This window comes from Bradyrhizobium sp. C-145 (genome assembly GCF_023375135.1).
Lineage (GTDB): Bacteria > Pseudomonadota > Alphaproteobacteria > Rhizobiales > Xanthobacteraceae > Bradyrhizobium > Bradyrhizobium zhanjiangense.
The window spans coordinates 2,022,925-2,048,495 of record NZ_CP088150.1 but is presented as its reverse complement, the minus strand read 5'-3'; the positions used below and the strand labels follow the sequence as shown (position 1 = coordinate 2,048,495).

General features: G+C 61.7%; 14 protein-coding genes. 6 read left to right on the top strand and 8 right to left on the bottom strand.

Features of this window, described 5'->3' with window-relative positions:
* Window positions 1-529: 529 nt before the first annotated feature.
* Entirely contained in the window at window positions 530-721 is a 192-nt protein-coding gene (locus LRP30_RS09500) for an excalibur calcium-binding domain-containing protein (RefSeq protein ID WP_249761734.1), read from the bottom strand.
* A 2,732-nt stretch (window positions 722-3,453) separates the two neighbouring features.
* Window positions 3,454-3,570: an H-NS histone family protein gene (locus LRP30_RS45210; protein ID WP_346016210.1), complete on the bottom strand. Its 117-nt coding sequence runs from the start codon at window positions 3,568-3,570 to the stop codon at window positions 3,454-3,456.
* Between the two features lie 936 nt (window positions 3,571-4,506).
* Between LRP30_RS45210 and LRP30_RS09485 the strand changes: the two genes are divergently transcribed.
* Window positions 4,507-4,992 (top strand): hypothetical protein, encoded by a 486-nt coding sequence (locus LRP30_RS09485; protein WP_249760150.1) that lies wholly within the window; start codon window positions 4,507-4,509, stop codon window positions 4,990-4,992.
* Between the two features lie 638 nt (window positions 4,993-5,630).
* Here LRP30_RS09485 and LRP30_RS09480 read toward each other — a convergent pair.
* Window positions 5,631-5,768: a hypothetical protein gene (locus LRP30_RS09480; protein ID WP_249760149.1), complete on the bottom strand. Its 138-nt coding sequence runs from the start codon at window positions 5,766-5,768 to the stop codon at window positions 5,631-5,633.
* 1,353 nt (window positions 5,769-7,121) lie between these two features.
* Between LRP30_RS09480 and LRP30_RS09475 the strand changes: the two genes are divergently transcribed.
* The 5 genes from LRP30_RS09475 to LRP30_RS09455 all read left to right on the top strand — a co-directional run bounded on the left by LRP30_RS09475 (window position 7,122) and on the right by LRP30_RS09455 (window position 21,646).
* Window positions 7,122-18,128 carry a VCBS domain-containing protein gene (locus LRP30_RS09475; RefSeq protein ID WP_249760148.1) on the top strand — a complete coding sequence of 3,669 codons (11,007 nt, stop codon included), beginning with the start codon at window positions 7,122-7,124 and terminating at the stop codon, window positions 18,126-18,128.
* 24 nt (window positions 18,129-18,152) lie between these two features.
* Window positions 18,153-18,824 (top strand): transposase, encoded by a 672-nt coding sequence (locus LRP30_RS09470; protein WP_249760147.1) that lies wholly within the window; start codon window positions 18,153-18,155, stop codon window positions 18,822-18,824.
* 148 nt (window positions 18,825-18,972) lie between these two features.
* Window positions 18,973-19,608, top strand: coding sequence for a hypothetical protein (locus LRP30_RS09465; RefSeq protein WP_249760146.1), 636 nt, complete (start codon window positions 18,973-18,975; stop codon window positions 19,606-19,608).
* A gap of 254 nt (window positions 19,609-19,862) precedes the next feature.
* Complete coding sequence (locus LRP30_RS09460) at window positions 19,863-21,224, top strand: DNA modification methylase (protein WP_249760145.1); 1,362 nt, start codon at window positions 19,863-19,865, stop codon at window positions 21,222-21,224.
* Window positions 21,221-21,646 carry a DUF5681 domain-containing protein gene (locus tag LRP30_RS09455; RefSeq protein WP_249760144.1) on the top strand — a complete coding sequence of 142 codons (426 nt, stop codon included), beginning with the start codon at window positions 21,221-21,223 and terminating at the stop codon, window positions 21,644-21,646. The genes LRP30_RS09460 and LRP30_RS09455 overlap by 4 nt, the downstream gene beginning before the upstream one ends.
* 75 nt (window positions 21,647-21,721) lie before the next feature.
* Here the strand turns inward: LRP30_RS09455 and LRP30_RS09450 are convergent, their stop codons facing one another.
* From LRP30_RS09450 to istA, 5 genes are all read right to left on the bottom strand, one after another.
* Window positions 21,722-22,180 (bottom strand): restriction endonuclease, encoded by a 459-nt coding sequence (locus LRP30_RS09450; protein ID WP_249760143.1) that lies wholly within the window; start codon window positions 22,178-22,180, stop codon window positions 21,722-21,724.
* Between the two features lie 41 nt (window positions 22,181-22,221).
* Complete coding sequence (locus LRP30_RS09445; protein WP_249760142.1) at window positions 22,222-22,638, bottom strand: hypothetical protein; 417 nt, start codon at window positions 22,636-22,638, stop codon at window positions 22,222-22,224.
* 44 nt (window positions 22,639-22,682) lie between these two features.
* Window positions 22,683-22,838, bottom strand: a complete 156-nt coding sequence (locus tag LRP30_RS09440) for a hypothetical protein (RefSeq protein WP_249760141.1) — start codon at window positions 22,836-22,838, stop codon at window positions 22,683-22,685.
* 195 nt (window positions 22,839-23,033) lie between these two features.
* Window positions 23,034-23,876, bottom strand: a complete 843-nt coding sequence (istB, locus tag LRP30_RS09435) for an IS21-like element helper ATPase IstB (RefSeq protein WP_249756397.1) — start codon at window positions 23,874-23,876, stop codon at window positions 23,034-23,036.
* Window positions 23,873-25,375, bottom strand: coding sequence for an IS21 family transposase (gene istA / locus LRP30_RS09430; RefSeq protein WP_249761693.1), 1,503 nt, complete (start codon window positions 25,373-25,375; stop codon window positions 23,873-23,875). The genes istB and istA overlap by 4 nt, the downstream gene beginning before the upstream one ends.
* Window positions 25,376-25,571 lie beyond the last annotated feature (196 nt).

Here is a 25,571-nt window from a genome sequence, read left to right as displayed (position 1 = left end):
CGCTAATCTGAGCCCGGTCGTGACGCCGCTAGTCGATGCGCTGGATCGGTACGTCATCGTGCGCGCGGAGCCGCCCGCCCAAAAGCGTAAAAGGGACCGGGGATCAATTCCCTGCTTTCAGGGAATTTTGCAGGGAAAAATGCCCGCCACAGGGGCGCCACCGGGCATAAAAATGCGAAATGGGCGTTGAAATCGCAGGCATTGCGTCGCGATGCATTAAAATCGAAACAGGGAAATTCCGCTGATGATGAGGGAATGTGCTCGCGTCAAACAGGCAAAATGTCTTGCCGCTCCCATCATTGGAGCGGATTGGATTGGCTCTGTGACGTTTGGGGTGCTCAAGGAGAGGCGCCTCCCCACGAGCGCGACCGTCGCCGATATGCCGTCGGCAATGAAGCAAGATCACATCCCGATGACAACGCTTCCGACGGGTCAAAAGCAGCGGCGCATGCGATCATGGATCGGCGACCGCTCTTCCACCGACAGCTAACGCACGACTACTTAGGCGCGTCGCAAAGGCCCGCGCAACTCAATCTGAGTTGGTCGCTGTTGTTAGACGCGAGATATCTCCCCGCCGCGGCCGCCATGGTTCGCAAGCAACCCCATCCCCATCGCGATCGTGGTGCTTCCAATAGCCTGGCTCTCCGCGCCTCGCGGGTGCTAGGCCGACCAAGCGGGCAAAATCACAGTTGGGGGCGGACGCGATATGTTTGAGCGTCATCGTGACGGGCCACGGGCTCGAAATAAGGAGCCAAATAGCCGGATAGGCGACCAAAATGGCAGCGGCTGCGATCAATGCCGTGATAGCCCACCGCAGCTTAGTAGTTCGATTATGGCGCGCCGATACCGCACGGAAACTACGCTGCAATGTGCAGTCGCTGTTCAGGACCGGGACCGGGACGAACGGGATTGGGGTTAGGAAGGTGGGGCATGAAATGATCAGAATACCATCACGGAAATCTTCATTCGCGAACTAGGTGCGCGGCAGGCGCGTTCGAAACACGGCGGCTATGTCGCCACCTCGCTTGCGGCCGATTCGCCCGTAACAGTTCGCATTCGCAAGCTCTGTCTGTACTCGATGGCCTCGGCTATTTCGCGGAATTCCAACAATTGGCCGGCTAGTTGATCAAGATGCGCCTTCACCTTGGATGGCGTCGCTCGAAAGAACTCTCGTCTTCGGTTCACTTCGTTTACGCGGCAGTCCGACAATCGATCATGCATGGACGTTTCGATCCCCAAAAGAACTGGACTGCCGCCGGAGTTACCAACACGATCTCAGGTTGAATGAGAATTCCAGAGCGTCCCTGCACTTTCAAGCAGAGTCGTGAGATCGCGACGTCAGACCTTGGGCTTAGCGCAAGGGCCGAAGCACCCGTCAATTTCCCAAGTATTGGCCAGCAGACTCACTGGTTAACTACTGCGGTCAAGCGCCGCACCATGACAAGCCGAAGCCAAAGCAATAGGGCCGAGCAGAAGTCCGACGTTTGGTCCTGCTCACCCGCAGGGAGTTCGTGTATCGAGATCGCGGCCAAACTGGGCCGTCCCGCCGGCTCAGTGAGGGCGAATGGCGCGGACGATAGGCATACTGTTGAAGAGGTCGCTGTCGAGGGACCTCTCATGCGCTGCCCGAACGAAGGCAACGCGGCTGATCCTAAAGGCCGAAGCCTCGACCAATCTCCCGCACAAGCTTGAGCGCGGCGTCAGTATTGCGGCCATAGAAGAACGCTCGATCAAGCTGCGAGAAGATGCCTATTCCAAATAGCGCGATAGCAATGCCTCTAAACATGGTTGTGGATCGGGTTGAACGATGCTGCGAAAGTTCAAAACGGCCCCAGCCGCAGGATTGGGGCAACAGCCGGGGCCGGCATTCCCATTCCAATGTGCCGCACTCCGCGGTAATCGGCACCCGCTCAGCTAGCCACATGAAAGCTAATGAACTCTTTCGCTCGCCCTTGTTCGGGCGGCCCGCCCCCGCCGTCGAAGTTGGTGCAATGTGTCGCACACACTCCCCGTCTGCTGCTTCGCTGACCTGCGCACGCTTCTCCTCTCGATGCGGAAAGCGAATTTAGAACGCCTACTGGCGCGCCGTCCTGAAGGCGTCTTCGTCAGTCCCTTTGAACGCGGTGAGCTTGGGCCTGATCTGTTTCGAGCTGCCTGCACTTGAAGGGCTAGTATGCAAGCCCGGGGACCGGCCCCGAGGCTGGATGCTGTCGCGCTTGAATCAAAGTGAAGAACCGGTCCCACCCCCGGTTGCTTGCGTCAACGAAGCATTTGCCTGAACTTTTTCACGGCTTGGCTTCATCCCGCACCTAGCCTAACATTAGCTAGCTTTAAAGCGAACCGCATCAGCCAGCGGACCTTCATAGCGATGGGGGCTTATCGTGGCCGCGGTGTCGTTTGGCAGAGCGACGGGTTTCTCTATGAGCCGCGGCTCTTGCGATGCGCCTTCAAAACCTCACTTTTGATAATTGGCTGGAGCACGCATTTGGACGCGAGGTTCGCTTTCAGCAAGCGCCTTGGTACTTCGATGCCGCGCATGATTGGTGGGATCCGCCCCCGATAGAAGCCGTGGCTTATCTCACTCGACTGTTTGAAGATCCGGAGCCAGCGTTACAGGGATTCGCTGATAGCCAAATCGCGCAAGGCTTAACCTATCTCGTGAATACGAACGCAGGTGGCGATAACCGATGGCTTTGTTCAACTGATGTTCCGGTCGAAGACCGTGTTCGGTGCTTCCGTCGCTGCTCTATTTGCGAAATTGTTCGAGCCTCGTTGCGCTCCTACCCTGTCCCACCTGAGCGAGGCCGATACCAAAGCACTAAACTGTGTTTGCTACATGTGGTGGGATGCGTTTCCGAGCTTGGCTCTTCCTGACGACCCCGACCTGCCAACGCTCCACGATTGCGCGCTGCATACCATGGAGCGCATCCTTCAGCTCAAATCGATCGCCTGCCAGGAAAGCGCTCTACACGGGCTTGGACACTGGCACCGAGACTACAGCGAGAAAGTCACCCAAATCATAGACCGCTTTTGCCAGGCGCATTCTAGCGCCGACCCGCGCCTTTCGGCCTATGCCCGATCGGCTCGGTGCGGATGCGTCCTGTGATCCGCGGCAGTGGCGCCATGGTTGCGTCCCGTCCCGCATTGAGCGCATCATCGAGACCTCGTGTTGAGGATTATCAGGGAGTCGGCGGCGCCCGAACAGGGAACGGCCGTCAGCGTCCGAACGTCGGAAGTGTCTATTGTCGCGCACTTACTCGAGGTTCGCCCTCAATGCCTCAGTTGCAGATCGCCGGATCGGCGTGTTCGATGCAGCGGAGCTGGCCCTGGTGGTCTTTCACTCACTCGAGAAGCCAAGCGAATACAGCTGAGCAGATGAGCTGGCCTTTTTCCCGGCGCGATCGCGACTGCGGCACTCAATTGGTCTGCGCTTTTGGACCGAGGCCTGGTCGATTAGGAAATCGTCCAGCTTGCACCCCCTCGCAGTTGCGGCCGCAGCCACCGAGGCAGCCTACCGCGACCGGACCATGTCTCCGCCGGGTTCTTCGGATTGCGATATTTGGGACGCACGGGCGGATAGGGACGGCGCTTGCGATCAAACCGTGTGGCCTCGTCGGCCAGTCCAATCTTCTGGAGTCATTCCTCCAACCGTGCTTTCCGTACCAAAATTCTCTGGATGACGCTGGCGGCCACCTGTTGGTGAAGTATGCAGAGCTCGTCAAGGGAGAGAGAATTGAAATGCGCGGTATTCATGGCTTGATCCGAATTCCCGAGAGAAGGCGCACGCAGACAAATCGGGAATGACGGAGCAGACAAGCCGTCAGTTAAGTCCGAGCCGGATAATCCACATTTAAATGCGGGAGATTGCAGGGAGAAGGGGATGACGGCGGTAATATCATGGCGGAGCATTTAATTTGCTCTGAGGGATAAGGCTCGTTGAGGCCCTCACAGCGGGATCGTGACATCCAGAAACTTACCGCCCGCCAGTTGCGCGTTCGCATCGCCAGTTGCCAGCGCGGACAGGAGCGCAAATGTGACCGCAGCGACGGCGATCAACCGGGCGGCTGCGTCGCGGACCGCGGGCGGGAGCGATGTCCGGCGACACGCAGGTGGCTCGATTGATTGAGCGCGCGTGCAGCAACCCAGGCGGGCCGGACGAGCCGATTAATTCGGTTGCCAGGACCACGATTAATTCATTGCGCTGCCAGATTTAAGTCGTATGGGAGCCCATGTCGCCGCGAAGGCTCGTGCCGGGTGGGGGGGCATCACCGGGAGTTTTCGATGTCCGGTCATTTGCGATGTTATTTCGCCAGTTTGGTCCTTGCTGGAGGTCTTACGGCCACACCTGCGTTCTCTAATCCATTCACCGACTTGTTCAATGTTGCTCCGCGCGAGCCCGCTGCAACCTCTTCGCCGCAGCCGGAATGCTTGTCGCGGCCCGGCAATTCGCCGGGCCCAGGCCAGCGCTGGGTGTATCGGTGGGACGGTCACCGCAAATGCTGGTTCTTGGCCGAGGGGATTGCGCCGGTGCGAAAGCCGGTTCATGGCCGTGTGGCCAACCGCGCCGCACGCCCCGACGAGAACGCGGCCGCGCGGCAAAGCCAGAGCCCGGTGATCGATGCGCGCGCGGAATTGCTCGGCGCTTCGCCGGCCGAGGAGGCTTCGCCGAGGCCGCCGGCACGCGAACTCAAGCTGGCTGATGCCGCGTCTGTTGTCGATGCGGGCACGCCGGCGCTGATGACCGCGGCAACCGTCACCAATCGCCCCACCGGCCCGCTCACGCCCGAACACTCCGTGCCGCCCCAACTGGACGTGGAGAAGCTCGCGCGAGCCGCCTCACCTCCAGCTATGCCGATGCGCAATGAAGAGGCGCCCGACGAGGCGCGCAGCCGGACGGTAACCTGGCTAGGTGTGCTGCTGATGACGCTGGGGGGCTTCTCGCTCCTAAGCTCGAGTCGCACGCTTCGGCAGGTGGTGAGATTGCGCTTCTGAAGCGCGCTATACGGCTTACCTGACGCGCTCACCGCGAAGTCGATGAGTTCACGCTTATAGCTGAATTGCCACACGTACAAAGGTTCCGCGCACCGCCACTGAGTTTCTCCCTGACTTGGACGGACATTCGATTACGATGACGGTGCCTCTTTGGGATGGGACTACCATCATGCGGTACAAAGTGTTCGTGGTGGACAGCAGCCGCCGAGTGATCTGTGCCGCAAAGTCGACTGCATCGACGAGCAGGCGGCAAGGCATCGAGCCGGTGGCGAGCACGACGTGGAGCTTTGGGAGGGTGACCGGCTCGTTGCGGTTTTTCAAGGTGCGACGCCGAACGGAAATCGGTGCGAGCGCCCTGTCCGAATAGACGGCCGGTCTCGCCGCCGCGTTAGTCCACGGCGCTTGCTCTGCTGCCGGGTTTGGCACACCGTCTTCTGCCGATTGTTCTTGCTTCTACACGCCGGAGCTTACCTCGAAGCTTCTCCACTTCTCTAAGCTCCGCCACAAGCGCTTGGCGCCGTTCACTCAGAACGGCACAGCTGTAAATCTGACGCAGACTGGACATGATCGCCTCGAACTATGACTTGAAGTAAGAAGTCGATGAAAAGAGAAGCAACGAAGAATCACTCAGCCGAAGCTCACTGAGCCAAAGCCGCAGCCGCCAGATGCTCCCAGTACTCTGCCTCAGCGAGCAGTTTCCAGCTTCTCTCAGGTTGGCGCACGGCAGTCTGTCGGCAAAGCAACGCCATGGCGCGAAAACGGCGGGCAGCTTCCATTTTGAGCTCCCATTTTTCCCAAGCATATTTTTTAACTTTATGCTGGAGTCATCAGCATTATCAATCATAATCGAATTTATCATTCTAACGGCAGCCGTTTAAGCGGCTGGCGACGAGCCGACGGGGAATTGCTTTCGATTTGAACTTCACATCAGTTTCGAATCCGGCTGCTTGCCAGGGTGTTGCGCGTTCAAGCGCGTCTGCGGCCGTATCGCGGACGTGTGAAGCGGCACCGCGATCACGGGAACGCCTGGGCAAGCATCGCAATGTCCGGCTCCGAACCGGTTGGAGCCGCGGGACTCGTCTCCAATTCGTCCGCTGCTGAGCACCGAACCATATTGGCGATCAGCCTGGCGCAAATGCTGGGCTTATTCGTCGGCGGCGCTTGGAGACTTCGCAAGAGCCGACCGCGCAAAGGCAAGCCGGATCATGTCGTGGACCGAGCACATCTCGCCGGGCGAGCACGATGTTGTCGGCTTGCACGACCTCGCAGGATCATGTGTCGGCGTTCATCCGGGCAGCGACCGCAACATCGGATAAAGCCCGTATGAATCCGGGTGCTTCCCGCCCGAAGCGAAGCAACCGCCTCTTTGCGGCTGATTTTCATGCATTAATTATTAAATACAGAGGTTGAATAAATAAATGGACCGCCGCATTATTTTAATCTAGCTTTAATTTAATCCCGAGCCCAACGATCGTGATCGCTCCTGATCACGCACGGCACTCGGGAGCCGAACAATGCTGCAGATCGATATTGTCAACGTGGGCGGACGAGGACCGCACACGAATGGGCAGGGGGATACAGCTCTAAATCTTTTCGCGTAACTTGCGAGCGGACATGTCATTCGTCCGAGCGAACGCTCGCGGTCTGCGTGAATTGATTTGGCGGCGACACTCTCTGCTCAGCATTAGCAGACGAGGGTCGCGAATGAGCATGAGGCGCGCGCGTTTTGTCTGGGAGTCCGAGACCATCTTCGGCCGGGCTCAAGTTGAAGTCGATCTTCAGGCGATTTCGAATTCTTCTCTGTCGGCATGTGATCCTTCGATCGAGCTCAGTGTGCGGTTCGCGAACGATTCCGTCGCGCACGGCCCGACGCTCAAGGACTATCTCTCGTTCCTGTCAGGCCGCGACCGGCTGTTGCGAGCTCGGAGCGACGCTAGCTCCAGACAAGCTTGAGCTCGTCGCATGCATTCTTCGCACATTTTCGTAGCCCTTAGCATGACGACAGTCTTGCTCGGCAGCACAGCATTTTTCTTCAACGGTGTAGGCAAGGCATCGGCCGACCATCACCGCGCAATTGTGCAATTCCAGGTCCGTGAACGCGGACGGCATATCACCCAGAGGATTTAGCTATGGCGACGCAGACGACGGGCGGCGGCAGCACGGTTTCGTTCGGAACTACTCCGCAAGCCAACACCGATATTTTCTCGTTCACGGAAGACGCCAGCAACATTCTCATCTTGAATGTGCTGGCAAATGATCTTGGCGGCGCTGCCAAGACGCTGTTCTCGCTGGACGACGGAACGAGCGCCTCCGCGTCCACCAAGAGCTACGCACCTGCGGATTTGCTGGTCAAGGACGTGGCGTACAGCAGTGACGCAGCCGGCATGGCCGGAACCGGTGACCGCAGCGCGCTCGGTGCGCGCATCTGGATCGCATCGGACGGCACCGTTCATTACGACAAGGGCGACATCAACGCTCAGCTTCAGGCGCTGGCGGCCGGGCAAAGCCTGACTGACACATTCACCTACGCGATCCAGCTGGGCAACGGCACGCTCAGCTGGGCGACGGTGACACTCCAATTCAATGGCGCAAACGACGCGGTCTATATGACCTCGAGCCCGCAGAGCGGCTCGGTGGTCGAAGGCGCGCCGTCGACATCGGCCCCCTCGGAGTCCCTGAATACCGCAGGCACCATCAGCTTCACCGATGCGGATCTGAGTGATACGCACACAGCGACGTTTGTAGCGTCACCCACGAATACAACCTCGCTTGGCACGTTTTCGCTCGATCCGGTCAACGAGGCGGCCAATGCCGCGAACGGCTCGGTGCAGTGGCACTATGCCTTGAACAATAGTGCTGCGCAGTATCTCGCCGCTGGCCAGAGCGTCACCGAGAGCTTCGTGGTGACCGTCAACGACGGCCACGGCTCGACGTCTACGCAGACGGTTACGGTAACGATCACCGGGACCAATGATCTGGCAACCGTCAGCTCGGACTCCAGGTCCGTCACCGAAGGCGACACCGCCGCGGCGCTCAACACTTCCGGGCAACTCACCATCACCGACCCGGACACCGGCGAAGCCCATGTCGTGGCGCAGACCAACGTCCACGGGACCTATGGCGACTTCACGATCGATGCCAACGGCGCCTGGAGCTACATCGGCAACGGTGCGCACAATGAGCTCACCTCTGGCCAGCAGGTCCAGGACCAGTTCACGGTGATGAGCCAGGACGGCACCGCGACCGGCACTGTGACGGTGACGATCACCGGAACCAACGACAACGCGACCGTTAGCTCTGACTCGAAGTCCGTTACCGAAGGCGACACTACGTCAGCGCTGAACACCTCGGGTCAGCTCACCATCACCGACCCGGACACCGGCGAAGCCCATGTCGTGGCGCAAACCAATGTCCACGGGAGCTACAGCGACTTCACGATCGATGCCAACGGGGCCTGGAGCTACACCGGCAACGGCGCCCACAATGAGCTCACCGCCGGCCAGCAGGTGCAGGATCAGTTCACGGTGACCAGCCAGGACGGCACCGCCACCGGCACCGTGACGGTGACCATCACCGGGACCAATGATGCGGCGACGGTCTCGTCGGACTCCAAGGCGGTGACCGAAGGCGACACGGCAGCAGCGCTGAACACTTCCGGGCAGCTGACGATTGTGGATCCCGACAGCGGCGAAGCCCATGTCGTGGCGCAAACCAACGCGCATGGGGCCTACGGCGACTTCAGCATCGATGCCAACGGGGCCTGGAGCTACACCGGCAACGGCGCCCATAATGAGCTCACCGCCGGCCAGCAGGTGCAGGATCAGTTCACGGTGACCAGCCAGGACGGCACCGCCACCGGAACGGTGACGGTGACCGTCACCGGCACCAACGACGCGGCGACGATCTCGTCCGACTCGAAGTCCGTGACCGAAGGCGACACGGCAGCGGCGCTCAACACTTCCGGGCAGCTGACGGTTGTGGATCCCGACAGCGGCGAAGCCCACGTCGGCGCCCAGACCAATGTCCACGGCAGCTACGGTGACTTCAGCATCGATGTCGACGGGGCCTGGAGCTACACCGGCAACGGCGCCCACAATGAGCTCACCTCTGGCCAGCAGGTCCAGGATCAGTTCACGGTAACAAGCCAGGACGGCACGGCCACCGGTACCGTCACGGTGACCATCACCGGCACCAACGATGCCGCCACTGTCTCATCGGACTCGAAGTCCATGACCGAGGGCGATACCGCCGCGGCGCTCAGCGCCAGCGGCCAGCTCAGGATCACCGACCCGGACACCGGCGAAGCCCATGTAGTGGCGCAGAGCAACGTTCACGGCAGCTATGGCGACTTCGCCATCGATGTCGACGGGGCCTGGAGCTACACCGGCAACGGCGCCCACAATGAGCTCACCGCCGGCCAGCAGGTGCAGGACCAGTTTACGGTCGTGAGCCAGGACGGCACGGCGAGCGGCACCGTGACGGTCACCATCACCGGCACCAACGACGCGGCGTCGGTCTCGTCGGACTCCAAGGCGGTGACCGAAGGCGACACGGCAGCAGCGCTGAACACTTCCGGCCAGCTGACGATTGTGGATCCCGACAGCGGCGAAGCCCATGTCGTGGCGCAGAGCAACGTCCACGGCAGCTACGGCGACTTCAGCATCGATGCCAACGGGGCCTGGAGCTACACCGGCAATGGTGCGCACAATGAGCTCACCGCCGGCCAGCAGGTGCAGGATCAGTTCACGGTGACAAGCCAGGACGGCACCGCGACCAGCACCGTGACGCTGACCATCACCGGGACCAATGATGCGGCGACGGTCTCGTCGGACTCAAGGTCCGTGACCGAGGGCGATACCGCCGCGGCGCTCAACGCCAGCGGCCAGCTCACCACCACCGACCCGGACAGCGGCGAAGCCCATGTAGTGGCGCAGAGCAACGTTCACGGCAGCTATGGCGACTTCGCCATCGATGCCACCGGCGCCTGGAGCTACATCGGCAATGGCGCCCACAACGAGCTCGCCGCCGGCCAACAGGTGCAGGATCAGTTCACGGTGACCAGCCAGGATGGCACGGCCACCGGCACTGTGACGGTGACCATCACCGGCACCAATGATGCCGCCACTGTCTCGTCGGACTCGAAATCCGTCACCGAGGCCGACACGGCCGCGGCGCTCAACACCTCCGGGCAGCTGACGATTGTGGATCCCGACACGGGCGAAGCCCACATCGTCGCGCAAACCAACGTCCACGGCACCTACGGCGACTTCAGCATCGATGCCAACGGCGCCTGGAGCTACATCGGCAATGGCGCCCACAATGAGCTCACCGCCGGCCAGCAGGTGCAGGACCAGTTCACGGTGACCAGCCAGGACGGCACTGCCACCGGGACCGTGACGGTGACCATCACCGGGACCAACGACGCGGCGACGGTCTCGTCCGACTCGAAGTCCGTCACCGAAAGCGATACCGCGGCGGCGCTCAACACCTCGGGGCAATTGACCATCACCGACCCGGATTCGGGCGAAGCCCATGTCGTGGCGCAGAGCAACGTCCACGGCACCTATGGCGACTTCACGATCGATGCCAACGGCGCCTGGAGCTACATCGGCAATGGCGCCCACAATGAGCTCACCGCCGGACAACAGGTGCAGGATCAGTTCACGGTGACCAGCCAGGACGGCACGGCGAGCGGCACCGTGACGGTGACCATCACCGGGACCAATGATGCGGCAACCGTTAGCTCGGACTCCAAGGCGGTAACCGAAGGCGACACAACGTCGGCGTTGAGCACCAGCGGCCAGCTCACCATCACCGACCCCGACATCGGCCAGGCCCATGTCGTGGCCCAGAGCAACGTCCACGGGACCTATGGCGACTTCACCATCGACGCCGACGGGGCCTGGAGCTACACCGGCAATGGCGCCCACAACGAGCTCACTGCCGGCCAGCAGGTGCAGGACCAGTTCACGGTGACCAGCCAGGACGGCACCGCCACCGGCACCGTGACGGTGACGATCACCGGCACCAACGACAACGCGACCGTGAGCTCGGACTCCAAGTCCGTGACCGAGGGCGATACCGCCGACACGCTCAATACCAGTGGCCAGCTCACCATCACCGATCCGGACACCGGCGAGGCCCACGTCGTGGCGCAATCGAACGTCCACGGCACCTACGGCGACTTCACCATCGATGCCAACGGCGCCTGGAGCTACGTCGGCAATGGTGCCCACAATGAGCTCACTGCCGGCCAGCAGGTGCAGGACCAGTTCACGGTGACCAGCCAGGACGGCACTGCCACCGGGACCGTGACGGTGACGATCACCGGGACCAACGACAACGCGACCGTGAGTTCGAACTCCAAGTCCGTCACCGAGGGCAATACCGCCGACGCGCTCAATACCAGTGGCCAGCTCACCATCACCGATCCGGACACCGGCGAGGCCCACGTCGTGGCGCAATCGAACGTCCACGGCACCTACGGCGACTCCACGATCGATGCCAACGGCGCCTGGAGCTACGTCGGCAATGGTGCCCACAATGAGCTCACCGCGGGCCAGCAGGTGCAGGACCAGTTCACGGTGACGAGCCAGGACGGCACCGCCACCAGCACCGTCACAGTGACCATCACCGGCACCAACGACAACGCGACCGTGAGCTCGGACTCGAAGCCCGTCACCGAGGGCGACACGGCAGCAGCGCTGAACACTTCCGGGCAGCTGACGATTGTGGATCCCGACACGGGCGAGGCTCATGTCGTGGCGCAGAGCAGCGTCCACGGCACCTATGGCGATTTCACCATCGATGCCGACGGGGCCTGGAGCTACACCGGAAATGGCGCCCACAACGAGCTCACTGCCGGCCAGCAGGTGCAGGATCAATTCACGGTGAAAAGCCAGGACGGCACCGCCACCGGTACGGTTACGGTCACCATCACCGGCACCAATGACGCAGCAAGTGTCAGCTCGGACTCGAAGTCCGTCACCGAGGCCGACACCGCCGCAGCGCTCAATACCAGTGGCCAGCTCACCATCACCGACGCCGACAGCGGCGAGGCTCATGTCGTGGCGCAAACCAACGCGCACGGGACCTATGGCGACTTCAGCATCGATGCCAACGGCGCCTGGAGCTACATCGGCAATGGCGCCCACAATGAGCTCACCTCTGGCCAGCAGGTGCAGGATCAGTTCACGGTGACCAGCCAGGACGGCACCGCCACCGCTACGGTGACGGTGACCATCACCGGCACCAATGACGCGGCAAGTGTCAGCTCGGACTCGAAGTCCGTCACGGAAGGCGACACGGCCGCGACGCTCAACACCTCCGGGCAGCTGACGATTGTGGATCCCGACACGGGCGAAGCCCATCTCGTGGCGCAAACCAATGTCAACGGCACCTACGGTGACTTCACGATCGATGCCAACGGCGCCTGGAGCTACACCGGCAACGGCGCCCACAATGAACTCACCGCTGGGCAGCAGGTGCAGGACCAGTTCACGGTGGTGAGCCAGGATGGCACCGCCAGCGGCACGGTCACGGTCACCATCACCGGCACCAACGACACGGCCATCGTGAGCTCGGACTCAAAGCCCGTGACCGAGGGAGATACCGCCGCCGCACTGAACACCTCCGGGCAGCTGACGATTGTGGATCCCGACAGCGGCGAGGCCCATGTCGTCGCGCAGACCACCGTCCACGGGACCTATGGCGACTTCACGATCGATGCCAACGGCGCCTGGAGCTACACCGGCAACGGCGCCCACAATGAACTCACCGCCGGGCAGCAGGTGCAGGACCAGTTCACGGTGGTGAGCCAGGATGGCACCGCCAGCGGCACGGTCACGGTCACCATCACCGGCACCAACGACACGGCCACCGTGAGCTCGGACTCGAAGTCCGTGACCGAGGGAGATACCGCCGCCGCACTGAACACCTCCGGGCAGCTGACGATTGTGGATCCCGACAGCGGCGAAGCCCATGTCGTCGCGCAAACCACCGTCCACGGGATCTATGGCGACTTCAGCATCGATGCCAACGGCGCCTGGAGCTACACCGGCACCGGCGCCCACAATGAGCTCACCGCCGGCCAGCAGGTGCAGGACCAGTTCACGGTGACAAGCCAGGACGGCACCGCCACTGGGACCGTGACGGTGACCATCACGGGCACCAACGATGCCGCCACTGTTTCATCGGAGTCCAAGTCCGTCACCGAGGGCGACACCGCAGCTGCGCTCAACACCTCGGGCCAGCTCACCATCACCGACCCGGATACCGGCGAAGCCCATGTCGTGGCGCAGACGAACGTGCACGGCAGCTACGGCGACTTCAGCATCGATGCCAATGGCGCCTGGAGCTACACCGGCAACGGCGTCCACAATGAGCTCACTGCCGGCCAGCAGGTGCAGGACCAGTTCACGGTGACAAGCCAGGACGGCACCGCCACTGGGACCGTGACGGTGACGATCACGGGCACCAACGATGCCGCCACTGTTTCATCGGAGTCCAAGTCCGTCACCGAGGGCGACACCGCAGCTGCGCTCAACACCTCGGGCCAACTCACCATCAGCGACCCCGACACCGGCGAAGCCCATGTCGTGGCGCAGACGAACGTGCACGGCAGCTACGGCGACTTCAGCATCGATGCCAATGGCGCCTGGAGCTACACCGGCAACGGCGTCCACAATGAGCTCACTGCCGGCCAGCAGGTGCAGGACCAGTTCACGGTGACAAGCCAGGACGGCACCGCCACTGGGACCGTGACGGTGACGATCACGGGCACCAACGATGCCGCCACTGTTTCATCGGAGTCCAAGTCCGTCACCGAGGGCGACACCGCAGCTGCGCTCAACACCTCGGGCCAACTCACCATCAGCGACCCCGACACCGGCGAGGCCCATGTCGTCGCCCAGACCAATGTCCACGGGACCTACGGCAACTTCAGCATCGATGCCAACGGGGCCTGGAGCTACACCGGCAACGGCGCCCACAATGAGCTCACCGCCGGCCAGCAGGTGCAGGATCAGTTCACGGTGACAAGCCAGGACGGCACCGCCACCGGCACCGTGACAATCACCATCACCGGCACCAATGATGCCGCCACCGTCTCGTCGAACTCCAAGTCCGTCACCGAGGCCGATGCCGCAGCGGCGCTCAACACGAGCGGCCAGCTCACCATCACCGACCCCGACACCGGCCAGGCCCATGTCGTGGCGCAGACCAATGTCCACGGGACCTACGGCGACTTTACCATCGATGCCAACGGCGCCTGGAGCTACACCGGCAATGGCGCCCACAATGGGCTCACCGCCGGACAGCAGGTGCAGGACCAGTTCACGGTGACCAGCCAGGACGGCACCGCCACCGGCACTGTCACCGTAACCATCACTGGCACCAACGACGCGGCAAGTGTCAGCTCGGACTCCAAGGCGGTGACGGAGGCCGACACCGCCTCCGCGCTGAACACCTCCGGGCAGCTGACGATTGTGGATCCCGACACGGGCGAAGCCCACGTCGTCGCGCAGACCAATGTGCACGGGACCTACGGCGACTTCACGATCGATGCCGACGGGGCCTGGAGCTACACCGGAAACGGCGCCCACAACGAGCTCACTGCCGGCCAGCAGGTGCAGGACCAGTTCACGGTGACCAGCCAGGACGGCACCGCCACCGGCACCGTGACGGTGACCATCACCGGGACCAACGACGCGGCGACGGTCTCTTCCGACGCGAAGTCTGTCACCGAGACCAACACTGCCGCGGCGCTGAACACCAGCGGCCAGCTCAGCATCACCGACTCCGACGCCGGCGAGGCTCATGTCGTGGCGCAAACCAGCGCGCACGGGACCTATGGCGACTTCAGCATCGATGCCAACGGCGCCTGGAGCTACACCGGCAATGGCGCCCACAATGAGCTCACGGCGGGCCAGCAGGTGCAAGACCAGTTCACGGTGACGAGCCAGGACGGCACTGCCACCGGCACTGTGACGGTGACCATCACTGGGACCAACGACAACGCGATCGTGAGCTCGGACTCGAAGTCCGTGACCGAGGGCGACACGGCAGCAGCGCTGAACACTTCCGGGCAGCTGACGATTGTGGATCCCGACAGCGGCGAAGCCCATGTCCTGGCGCAGAGCAACGTCCACGGCAGCTACGGCGACTTCAGCATCGATGCCAACGGGGCCTGGAGCTACACCGGCAATGGCGCGCACGATGAACTCACCGCCGGCCAACAGGTGCAGGACCAGTTCACGGTCGTAAGCCAGGATGGCACCGCCACCGGCACGGTCACGGTGAGGATCACCGGGACCAATGACGCGGCAACCGTCAGCTCCGACTCCAAGGCGGTGACGGAGGGCGACATTGCCTCTGCGCTGAACACCTCCGGGCAGCTGACGATTGTAGATCCCGATACGAGCGAAGCCCATGTCTTCGCACAGACCAACGCGCACGGCAGCTACGGCGACTTCAGCATCGATGCCAACGGGGCCTGGAACTACAGCGGCAACGGCGCCCACAATGAGCTCACCGCCGGACAGTTGGTGCAGGACCAGTTCACGGTGACGAGCCAGGACGGCACCGCCACCGGCACCGTGACGGTGACGATCACCGGCACCAACGACAACGCGGCCGTGAGCTCGGACGCCAAGTCCGTGACCGAAGGCGACACCGCCACCGCACTCAACACCTCGGGCCAGCTCACCATCACCGACCCGGACACCGGCGAAGCCCATGTAGTGGCGCAGAGCAACGTTCACGGCAGCTATGGCGACTTCACCATCGATGCCAACGGCGCCTGGAGCTACACCGGCAATGGTGCCCATAATGAGCTCACCGCCGGCCAGCAGGTGCAGGACCAGTTCACGGTAGTGAGCCAGGACGGCACGGCGAGCGGCACCGTCACGGTGACGATCACCGGCACAAATGATGCGCCGCTCGCCGTGAATGACACCGGTGCCGCGACCGAGAAAGGCGGCACGGCCAACGGATCGGGGGGCACCAACGGCAGTGGCAATCTGCTGACCAATGACACCGATGTCGACAGCGGCAGCCTGACGGTCAGTGCGATCCGCACCGGCGGCACCGAGGGGGCCGGCACGGCCGGCACTTTAGGCGTCGGCCTGGTGGGCGCGCACGGCACGCTGACACTCAATGCCAACGGCAACTACACGTACGTGGTCAACGAGAACGACGCAACCGTGCAGGCGCTCAACGTCGGCCAGTCGACGACCGACACCTTCAACTACACCGTGACTGACGGCAGCATGACCGACACGGCGGTGCTAACCGTTACCATCAGCGGCGCCAATGATGCGCCGGTCAACACCGTTCCGGGGCAGCAGACCGTGGGAAACGGTACCGGCGGCGGCTCGACAGCAACTTTCACGCTGAGAGTCAGTGATGTCGACAACGGCATCGAGACTGTTTCACTCTCACTGGGCAACTCCCCGCAATCGTCGACCGGCATTTTAACACTCTCCACTACATCAGGCCTTACATTCAGTTCCGGTGCCAACGGCACGAAGGCCATGACGTTCTCCGGCTCGATCTCGGACATCAATGCGGCCTTGGCTAGCGTGACGTTTAGTGGTGGGTCAAACAACACCACGCGGACGTTGACCATGACAACGACCGACGCAGGAGGCCTCGCCGACGCTGACACCGTCACGATCGTGAAAGGGAGCGGAGCCACTGCCCTTGCGCCCGCCGGTATCGCCGGCGAGGCCATCAATCTGGCTCTGGTCGATCCTTCAGATGATCCCAACGATGTCATCACCGTCACGATCAGCGGGGTGCCCTTGGGCTGGAGCCTTAGTAACGCTACGAATAACGGCGATGGCACCTGGACTGCTCAGACAAATGATGTGCAATCGATGACAATCACTTCGCCGCTAGATTTCGCGGGTGCGGTGGTGCTGAACGTCACGCAAACCTGGACGAACGCCGATGGCACTACGGGAACGGCAACCGTGGCCGACAATGTCGAAGCCTATGCGCAGGGATCGCCGATCTTTGCTGTGTCGGGCGACGATCATCTGACGGCTTCGAGCGGGAACGACCTGCTGGTGTTCTCGCAGCCGATCGGTCACGACGTGGTTTATAACTTCGACGCGATGCACGACCAAATCGATCTGATCGATTACGCCACCGTCACCTCGTTCGCCGACGTCCAGGCGCATACTGTGAGCGACGCCAACGGCAACGCCGTGATCGAGTTGGGAGAAGGCCAATCGATCACCTTGCAAGGTCTGGATCCGACGTCGCTCACATCGAGCAATTTCGTGTTCGATCAAACCCCCGTTACGGAAAATTCCGGCAGCCTGGTGATAGGCGACGGCGCGTTGCTTCCGTTGAGCGGCACCATCGACAACACGGGTACAATTGAGTTGAACTCGACCGGAAACGGGACAAACCTCGAGCTGATCGAACACGGCATCACGCTCCAGGGTCATGGGCAGGTCGTGCTGTCCGACAGCGATCAGAACCTGATCACCGGAACGACCTCAGACGTCACGCTGACGAATGTGGACAACACGATCGCCGGCGCGGGCCACCTCGGGGACGGGATGATGGGACTGGTCAACAAAGGCCTGATTGTCGCCACCGGCATCAATGTGCTCGATATCGATACCGGGACGAACACCATCGTCAATTCCGGAACGCTTGAAGCGACTGGGAGCGGCGGGATGGTCATCGACAGCAACCTTGATAATTCTGGGCTGCTGTGGGCGCATGGAGCCAACATCACCCTCAATGGCAGCGTCACTGGCGGCGGCACCGCCTTGATGGATGGAGTAGCCACGCTCGAATTCGGAGCCGCCTCATCGACCAAGATAACGCTTGATGCCGGAGCCACCGGGACAATCGTGCTCCACGACTCCTTCGACTTTAGCGGGGTCGTGTCCGGATTTAACGGGGATGACCACCTCGATCTCCTCGATGTGGCATTCGGGGTCGGCACGACCGCGAGTTATGTCGCAAATCAGGCCGGCACTGGAGGAACCCTGTCGGTGACTGACGGCGTCCATACCACCGACATTACCCTGTTGGGCCAGTACGATGCCGCGGGCTTCCAGACGGAGGCAGACAAGAACACGGGAACGCTTATCAGCTATCACGACTATCTGGTCTGACGTTGCGGGGGATGGATCGGGCGAATGTTGCGGCCCGGCTTGCCGAGCTCTATGCGATCGAGACCATCATCCGGGCCAGACCGCCGTCATCCGGCAGAGCGCGCGCCAAGCCAGATCGCTGCCGCTGGTTGGGGCCATGAAATTCTGCTGGAAGCCCAACTTGCCCACATCCCGCCCCGCAATAGCGTTGCTGATGCGATCCGTTATGCGCTGGCCCGCTGGGACGCTCTTTGCCGCTTCGTCGATGATGGCCGCATCGAACTCGATACCAACACCGTTGAGCGCGCGATCCGGCCCATCGCGCTCGGCCGCAAGAACCATCCGTTTGCCAGATCCGACGGCGGCGCCGATCGCTGGGCGACGGTCTGCTCCCTCCTCACCACCGCCAAGCTAAACGACGTCGAGCCCTTCAGCTATCTCCAGGACGTGCTCGAGCGCATCTCTATCGGGCATCCCATCACCCGCCTCGACGAGCTCCTACCGTGGAACTGGCGACCACCGACCGTCGTCAACGGACATCACGTGTCAGAAATGGACGCTTACAGCCTCCGGCCCTCCGGCAGCGAAAGGACTAGGGTCTTGGAGGTGTTGATCGCTGCGCGTGATGGGCACGCGACAACCGCCAGCATTGAGCACCGACCGGGGCCTCGACTTAACCATCGGAATGAGAGATGGAGCTCTGACTTCAGCGCATGACGTTGCGCGCCACGTGCAATCACCAGCACGGAGAACGTCGCTGCGAGCACCTCAAACGGGCTACGCCTGCCGCACAGTACCGCGAGCGGGCCACCATAACGTCCAGTCCCTCTGGACAGCCCTGTTTGTAACCTGATATCACGCTCCAATGGATGACTACAAGCGCAACCAGGTCGAGGACGCCATTGTGGCGGGGCTCGGCGCCAATGACGCCAAGTCAGCGGCGAACCTAGTGACGCGCCTAAAACGCCTATTGGACACCGACCGTGCGTTAGACGTGCGTCCGCAATCGAACCGAGCCGAACTGGCTAACTACGCTTTTGTTAGTGGCGACGCTCCGGGTAAGGGCGGCCAGATTCAGTTTTCGGAATATGAGAGCTTTGCCTTGCTGATCGGCTTGCAAATGCTCAATCACAGATGGCCGCAGAAATTTGTCGTCGAATCCTTGCGGCGCATCAGGCCGGCGCTGGAACGCCAGCATAAAAAGATCATGAAGCTCGATCGCGCCAAGTTGTTCGATCCGGATCAGATCCGGCTGCAAGCCAAACCTGGGAGTCCAGCTTTGGCGACGACCTCACCAGTATTTTTACTGATTTGGTCGGATCAACGGACGGCGGAAGACCCCGCCCCGACCGTTGAGATTTTCGAGGACTATAGCGCGGCGTTCAAGCGTGGCCTTGAAAAGCCGGGCCGTTCCACCACCTGGCTCGAACTCACGCGATCAGCACACGCGTTGTCAGAACAGCTCGCCAAGACGCGACCGCGCAAGCGAGGACGCAGCTGAACCAGCCGAATAGAAGGAGAAGGACCATGCACTCACGTTTAATTGAACCCCATATCGACGCTTCAAAACAAGTTGGCGCGACCGGTGCATGGGCTGGCGAAGCTACCGCGGCCACGGAAGCGCGCATAGGGGCGCGCGGACTGAATGAGCCGAAGGAAAAAGTACGATGCACGCATGTCCAATTGAAACCTGTATCGACGCTTCCAACAGGCCACACGACAAAACATCCGCGCTGTCACCCAAAGGAGTAAACGATGACTGCATCATCGAAACACAACGAGGTCTTCACACAACTGGGACCGGTCGAGCGTCTTGCCATCGAGGCAATTTCGCTGCCTCGGCGATCGCTCCGCAAACACACCGATCGGCACAAGAAACAATACGCGAAATGCATCGAGAAAGTGGGCTTGATCAGCCCTGTTATCATCGATTCTGCGGGCGTGATCGTGGCCGGTTTGATCTGGTACCTTGGCGCGCTGCAGCTTGGCTTGCGCGACCTCCCGGTCATCCGAGCCACGCATCTCACTCCCGAAAAACTCGAACTCTACCGGATTGCTGAGCAGCGGCTCGGCGAGCTAGCGCCTTGGGACGACCGCGCGGTCGCAGAAACCTTCAAGGAGCTCTCTCAGCTCGACCTTGGGTTCAGTCTCGAGGTCACGGGCTTCTCCCAGGGAGAGATCGATTTTCGAATCGAGAATCTCGAATCTCTGCAGGTTGAGCCGTCTCCTGACCCAGCCGACATCGTTCCTGCAGCTCTCCCGACCACGGTTTCGGCTGTCAACGATCTCTGGCAAGCCGGACCACATCGGATACTGTGCCAAAGCGCACTTCAGTCCGATTCATTCTCCGCCCTCATGGCCGGCGAACGCGTCCGCGCCGTGATAACCGATCCGCCGTTCAACGTCCCCATTCGAGGGCACGTCTCGGGCAAAGGACGCATTCGCCACCCCGAGTTTGCGATGGCGTCCGGCGAACTGTCCGATGACGGGTTTAAGGGTTTCCTGAGCGGCTATCTGCGCCATGCGACCGAGCACCTCTCCCAGGGAGCCCTCCTCTACATTTTTATGGACTGGCGCCACTCCGCTCAGATTCTTGCCGCCGGCAAGGCAATTGGCGTCGAGCTCAAGAACATATGCGCGTGGGTCAAATCGAATGCTGGCATGGGATCACTCTATCGCAGCCAGCACGAATTCGTCTTTGTCTTTAAGCACGGCAAAGTGCCCCACCGCAACAACGTCGAGCTCGGTCGACATGGTCGCTTCAGAACCAACGTATGGCAATATCCAGGATGCAATAGCTTCGAACGTAACGGCGAAGAAGGTAACCTGCTTGCCTTACACCCAACCGTGAAGCCGGTTCAGTTGCTTGCCGATGCGATCCTCGACTGCACGGAACGCAATGACATTGTTTTGGACAACTTCCTGGGCAGCGGCTCGACTTTGCTGGCAGCCGAAAGGGTCGGCCGGCGCCTCTACGCGACGGAGCTAGAGCCGCGTTACGTTGACGTCGCGATAAGGCGCTGGCAACGCCACACCGGCCAAAGCGCTGTCCACGTCCAAACCAGGCGCCTGTTCGACGAAATCGCCGCAGATCAGCAACGGGAGTGCGCGGAATGACCAAGCGCAAATCCGAAAACTATCAGGTTGGCTACGGAAAACCTCCCAAAGAGCGACGCTTCAAGCCCGGCCAGTCCGGCAATCCAAGCGGTAGGCCGAAAAAGTGTCTCACGTTAATCGAGCTAGTTGCACACGAAGTGAAGCGGAAGCGACCCATCGTCGAAGACGGCCAACGATTGCGCATTGAGACGGACAGGGTACTGGTTAAGCGACTGATCGATCTCGCGCTCAAGGGCAATTTGAGAGCCTTGAGTTTGATGATGACACTGATTCAGCAAATTCGCGAAATCGAAAGTGCAAAGATCGAACGCGATTATGACGCGATGTCGATGGAGGAGATAAGGGCCGATTTCGAGCGACTACGGGCCACCACGCGGGCCGACCTCACCCGCGCCAAGGGGATTGACGATACTTTTCCGTAGCCCGGAGAAGATCCAGCCGGATGGCTGTCCAAGGCGCAGCCTCACGCTGAGTCGTCTCTAATCGATCGCGTTTGGCTAGGCGAGCCTCTCCATCACCCAATCGTGCAGCCCGAGCCGCATGATGGTCGAACCTAACTCGCGACCGGTCCAGATGTGAATGTCAGCGCGGTCGTCGGGGGCGCTCAGCGCCCCCTTCGGCGAATGACAAATGAAGAAGAACCGGTCGAACTGCTCGGTGGCGTCCATCCGGCGGATATAGGCGTCCAAGGTCTTTTGGCTGGCGGCAGACTTGACCTGGACTGCCGCCCGCTCGTTGATCACCGCATGCTCCAGCTCGAGGTCGACCAGCTTCTTGGTGCCACCGAGCACGGAGACTCGATTCCAGCCACTGCGCGCAAAGATGATGTCAACGAGGGTTTCGAAATCGGCCCAGTGCAGCAGCTGCAGGGCCTCGATCGTTACCTCGAGCAGCGCGGTCCGGATTTGGCTGGCCTTCGCGACGATCGGCTCCTCGATACCATTGATCCGTCGCAACAGGTAGTCCTGCGCCTTTGACCGCACAGATCGTCCGCCGATTAGCTTGCAACCTTGGTCAGCTTGGTGCTGAGCGAGCTTATTTTGAGCGGCGTCCCATTGATGTCGGTGTTGCACCACCTGAAGCGCTCGCCTGCACGCGTTGGATCAGGTTTGACCCAGGTGACCTCTCGCTCCGCAAACGTCCACCACAGATGATCGCGCGCGAACGTAATCCAAAGACACGCTTCGTCCAAATCGTAGAAGTCGGCAACCTCCTGCGCGTCGCGCGCGGTGGCCTGCGGCGACCGGCCAAGCGCAATCAGGTGGGTGATGATCTTCGCCCGGTTGCCTTCACGGGCAAGTTCGTGGGTCACCGACCCATAGCCGAAGTGCAGCTCAGCGCGGTCCAGGCTGTTCTCCCACCGGCCGCCAGCGCCGAGCTTGATGTACCGAACCGTCGTCGCTGAGACCTTCATAAGGTGCCCCGTGGCTGTACCACTGATAGCTCGGCCGACCAAAATTATCCAGTTTTGGGATAATCCAAGTTGGGGATCAAATTGACCGCCGCCGATTCTCTGGCCCGGCGGTCATGCAAAAGTCCCTGAGATCCGCGGAACATGCCCGCCTGATCGAACTTCTTGTCGCAGCGCGACAGAAGGCCGGCATCCGCCAGCATGCTTTGGCCAAGAAGCTCGGACGGCCGCAATCGTTCATTGCTAAATATGAGGGCGGCGAACGACGGATCGATGTCTATAGCGCGACAATCAGGATGAGAGCGGCGCGTCAATCAAGATGAGACGAGGCGGCCGAGTCAGGAGATAATTGACGCTGGCCGCCGGCTTGGCAAGCGTTGATTGACGCTGCGCGACAATCAAGCGGCGCTGCCAGCGTCAATCGCAGTCTTGTCGAGTTCGTTGGGGGTAGTGTGAACAGGCGGCCGGCCTGGACCGCGCTTGCGATCGAGGGCAACTTTTCGACGGTAACTTTCGACGTTCATCTCGAGGATCGTGGCGTGGTGGACCAAACGATCGATGGCAGCCAACGTCATTGCTTGGTCCGGGAAGATACGCCCCCATTCGCCAAATGGCTGATTGGCCGTGATCAGCAGCGAGCGTCGTTCGTAGCGGGCGGCGATCAACTCGAACAGCACACTGGTTTCCGCCTGATCCTTGCTCACATATGTGATGTCGTCGAGGATCAGGAGGTCATAGCGATCGAGTTTGCCGATCGCGGACTCCAGCGCCAGCTCGCGCCGCGCGACCTGCAGCCGTTGCACCAGATCAGTGGTGCGCGCGAAGAGAACGCGCCAACCGTTCTCGACGAGAGCCAGGCCGATCGCCGCGCCGAGATGGGTCTTGCCGCCGCCCGGTGGACCGAACAAGAGCAAATTGGCGCCGGCCTTCAACCAGGCGTCGCCGGCAGCGAGCGCCATCGCCTGTGCCTTTGATAGCATCGGCACGCTCTCGAAGTCGAAGGTGGCGAGCGTCTTGCCGGCGGGCAAACGCGCTTCCACCATGTGTCGCTCGATCCGACGGCGGGTACGATCGGATGCCTCGTGCTCGGCAAGGGCGGCGAGGAAGCGGGCGGCAGGCCACCCTTCCTTGTCCGACTGTGCGGCGAGCTTCGGCCAGATCGCCTTGACGCCCGGCAGGCGGAGCTCATTGAGAAGCAACTCGACACGAGCAGCATCGACGGAGGTGGCGATGCTGGTCATGCTGCCTCTCCCAGATTCGAGCGGCCCGACATGACGCTGACGGAGGCGAGTTCATCGTAGACGTCGAGCGGCGCCAGCTTGACGGCGACGCGCGGGATCGAGGCCGCCTCGGGTCGGAAGCGGTCGCGCAGCGCGGCAAGATCGGGTAACTGTCCGGCGTCCAGATCCATCGCGATCGCCTTGGCGAGCTCGGCTTCGCAGGCTCGCTCGTGGGCCAGCGCTAGAAGTTCGACCGTCACCTTGCAGGCGCGCCGATCGTCACCGTGCTCCCGCAAGGTCTCGAACAGGCGTCTGTAAGCGGCGCGCGGGAAGAGCTGGTCGCGATAGACGAGGTTGAGGAGCGCCATCGGCTTGCGCCGCAGGGCATGGATGACGTGCCGATAATCGACGACATGCCCGCCCTGGCTCTCCGACACAGGCCGACCGCGCCGCAACGTCACAACCGGCGTGACGCCGAGGAAGCATTCGAGCCGGTCGTCGAAGATGCGCACACGCAGGCGATGGCCAATCAGCCTTGAAGGAACGGTGTAGAACACGCGCCGCAGGATGAAGCCGCCTGACGACGTCACCGGGATCACTTTCTCGTCGAAGTCGGTCGTGCGGCCTTTCGGCAGCGGCGCCAATGCCTCCTTCTCGAGCGCGATCGGCTTGGCGAGATTGGCGTTGCGCCGGCCGACAATCTCGTCGACAAAAGCCCGGTAGGCATCGAGACTGGCGAAGTCGCGCGTCCCCCGCAGCAACAGCGCATCTTCCAGTGCGCGCTTGAGATGGCCGTGCGCACTCTCGATCGAGCCGTTCTCGTGTGCAATGCCCGCATTGTTGCGTGTTGGTGCCATGCCATAGTGGCCCATCAGCGCAGCGTAGCGCTGTGTCAGATCCTCACGCGCGTCAGCCGCCAGATTGCGGAACGCCGCCGATAGGCTGTCGCTGCGATGCTCCCGTGGAACGCCGCCAAGCGCCCACAGGGCGTTCTGCAAGCCCTCCGCCAGGGCGACGAAGCTTTCGCCCCCGAGCACGACATGGGCATGCTCGAAGCCGGAGAACGCCAACCGGAAGTGATAGAGCCGGTGATCGAGTGGCTCACCTACGATGGTAATGCCGAGCGCGCTCACGTCGGTGAAGTCGGACAGACCCAGCCGCCCGGGCTCGTGCTCTTGGCGGAAGATCACGTCCTGTTCGGGGCCGTTGAGCGCCCGCCACGCATTGATGCGCCGCTCCAGCGTGCGTCGGATGTTGGGGTTGAGGTCGCGATGCCGCCGGCGCAGTTCGTCCAGCACACCGATCACGCGGATGCCGGGAGCAGCCTTCAGGATCGGAACGATCTCGGCGTCCCAATAGGGCGCGAGTGGATCGGATCGTCGCCGGCCCCTCGGCGCCTTCTTCTGCGATGGCGGGCGCGCATCGCCCTCAATCCGATACGCACTCGCTTTCGAGAACCCCGCCTTGGCCGCGGCCGCTTCGGGGGACAATGTCAGTCGGTAGGTCATGTACAGCCTCATCTGGTGGTCGGTGATGTGAAGGCCAGGCAAGGCATCGATTCCCTCTTGTCGAGACGAATCAAAAGCTTGCACCAGCCCCGCCCAGCCGCCAGACGGGTCCAAAAACGCGCCACGCCGATGGGGACGGTCCTCCGGTCGGGCTACGCCCTCCCTTCGGTCCGTCCCCATCGGCGCAGTCTCACCTTGATTGTCGCTG

Bases quoted from the DNA above. Each gene is read 5' to 3' on its own strand.
- LRP30_RS09445 (WP_249760142.1), bottom strand. From the start codon at position 22,638: ATGAAGGTCTCAGCGACGACGGTTCGGTACATCAAGCTCGGCGCTGGC.
- LRP30_RS09480 (WP_249760149.1), bottom strand. From the start codon at position 5,768: ATGGAAGCTGCCCGCCGTTTTCGCGCCATGGCGTTGCTTTGCCGACAG.
- LRP30_RS09440 (WP_249760141.1), bottom strand. From the start codon at position 22,838: ATGCTGGCGGATGCCGGCCTTCTGTCGCGCTGCGACAAGAAGTTCGAT.
- LRP30_RS09500 (WP_249761734.1), bottom strand. From the start codon at position 721: ATGACGCTCAAACATATCGCGTCCGCCCCCAACTGTGATTTTGCCCGC.
- LRP30_RS09460 (WP_249760145.1), top strand. From the start codon at position 19,863: ATGACTGCATCATCGAAACACAACGAGGTCTTCACACAACTGGGACCG.
- istB (WP_249756397.1), bottom strand. From the start codon at position 23,876: ATGACCAGCATCGCCACCTCCGTCGATGCTGCTCGTGTCGAGTTGCTT.
- LRP30_RS09465 (WP_249760146.1), top strand. From the start codon at position 18,973: ATGGATGACTACAAGCGCAACCAGGTCGAGGACGCCATTGTGGCGGGG.
- LRP30_RS09455 (WP_249760144.1), top strand. From the start codon at position 21,221: ATGACCAAGCGCAAATCCGAAAACTATCAGGTTGGCTACGGAAAACCT.
- istA (WP_249761693.1), bottom strand. From the start codon at position 25,375: ATGAGGCTGTACATGACCTACCGACTGACATTGTCCCCCGAAGCGGCC.
- LRP30_RS09475 (WP_249760148.1), top strand. From the start codon at position 7,122: ATGGCGACGCAGACGACGGGCGGCGGCAGCACGGTTTCGTTCGGAACT.
- LRP30_RS09470 (WP_249760147.1), top strand. From the start codon at position 18,153: ATGTTGCGGCCCGGCTTGCCGAGCTCTATGCGATCGAGACCATCATCC.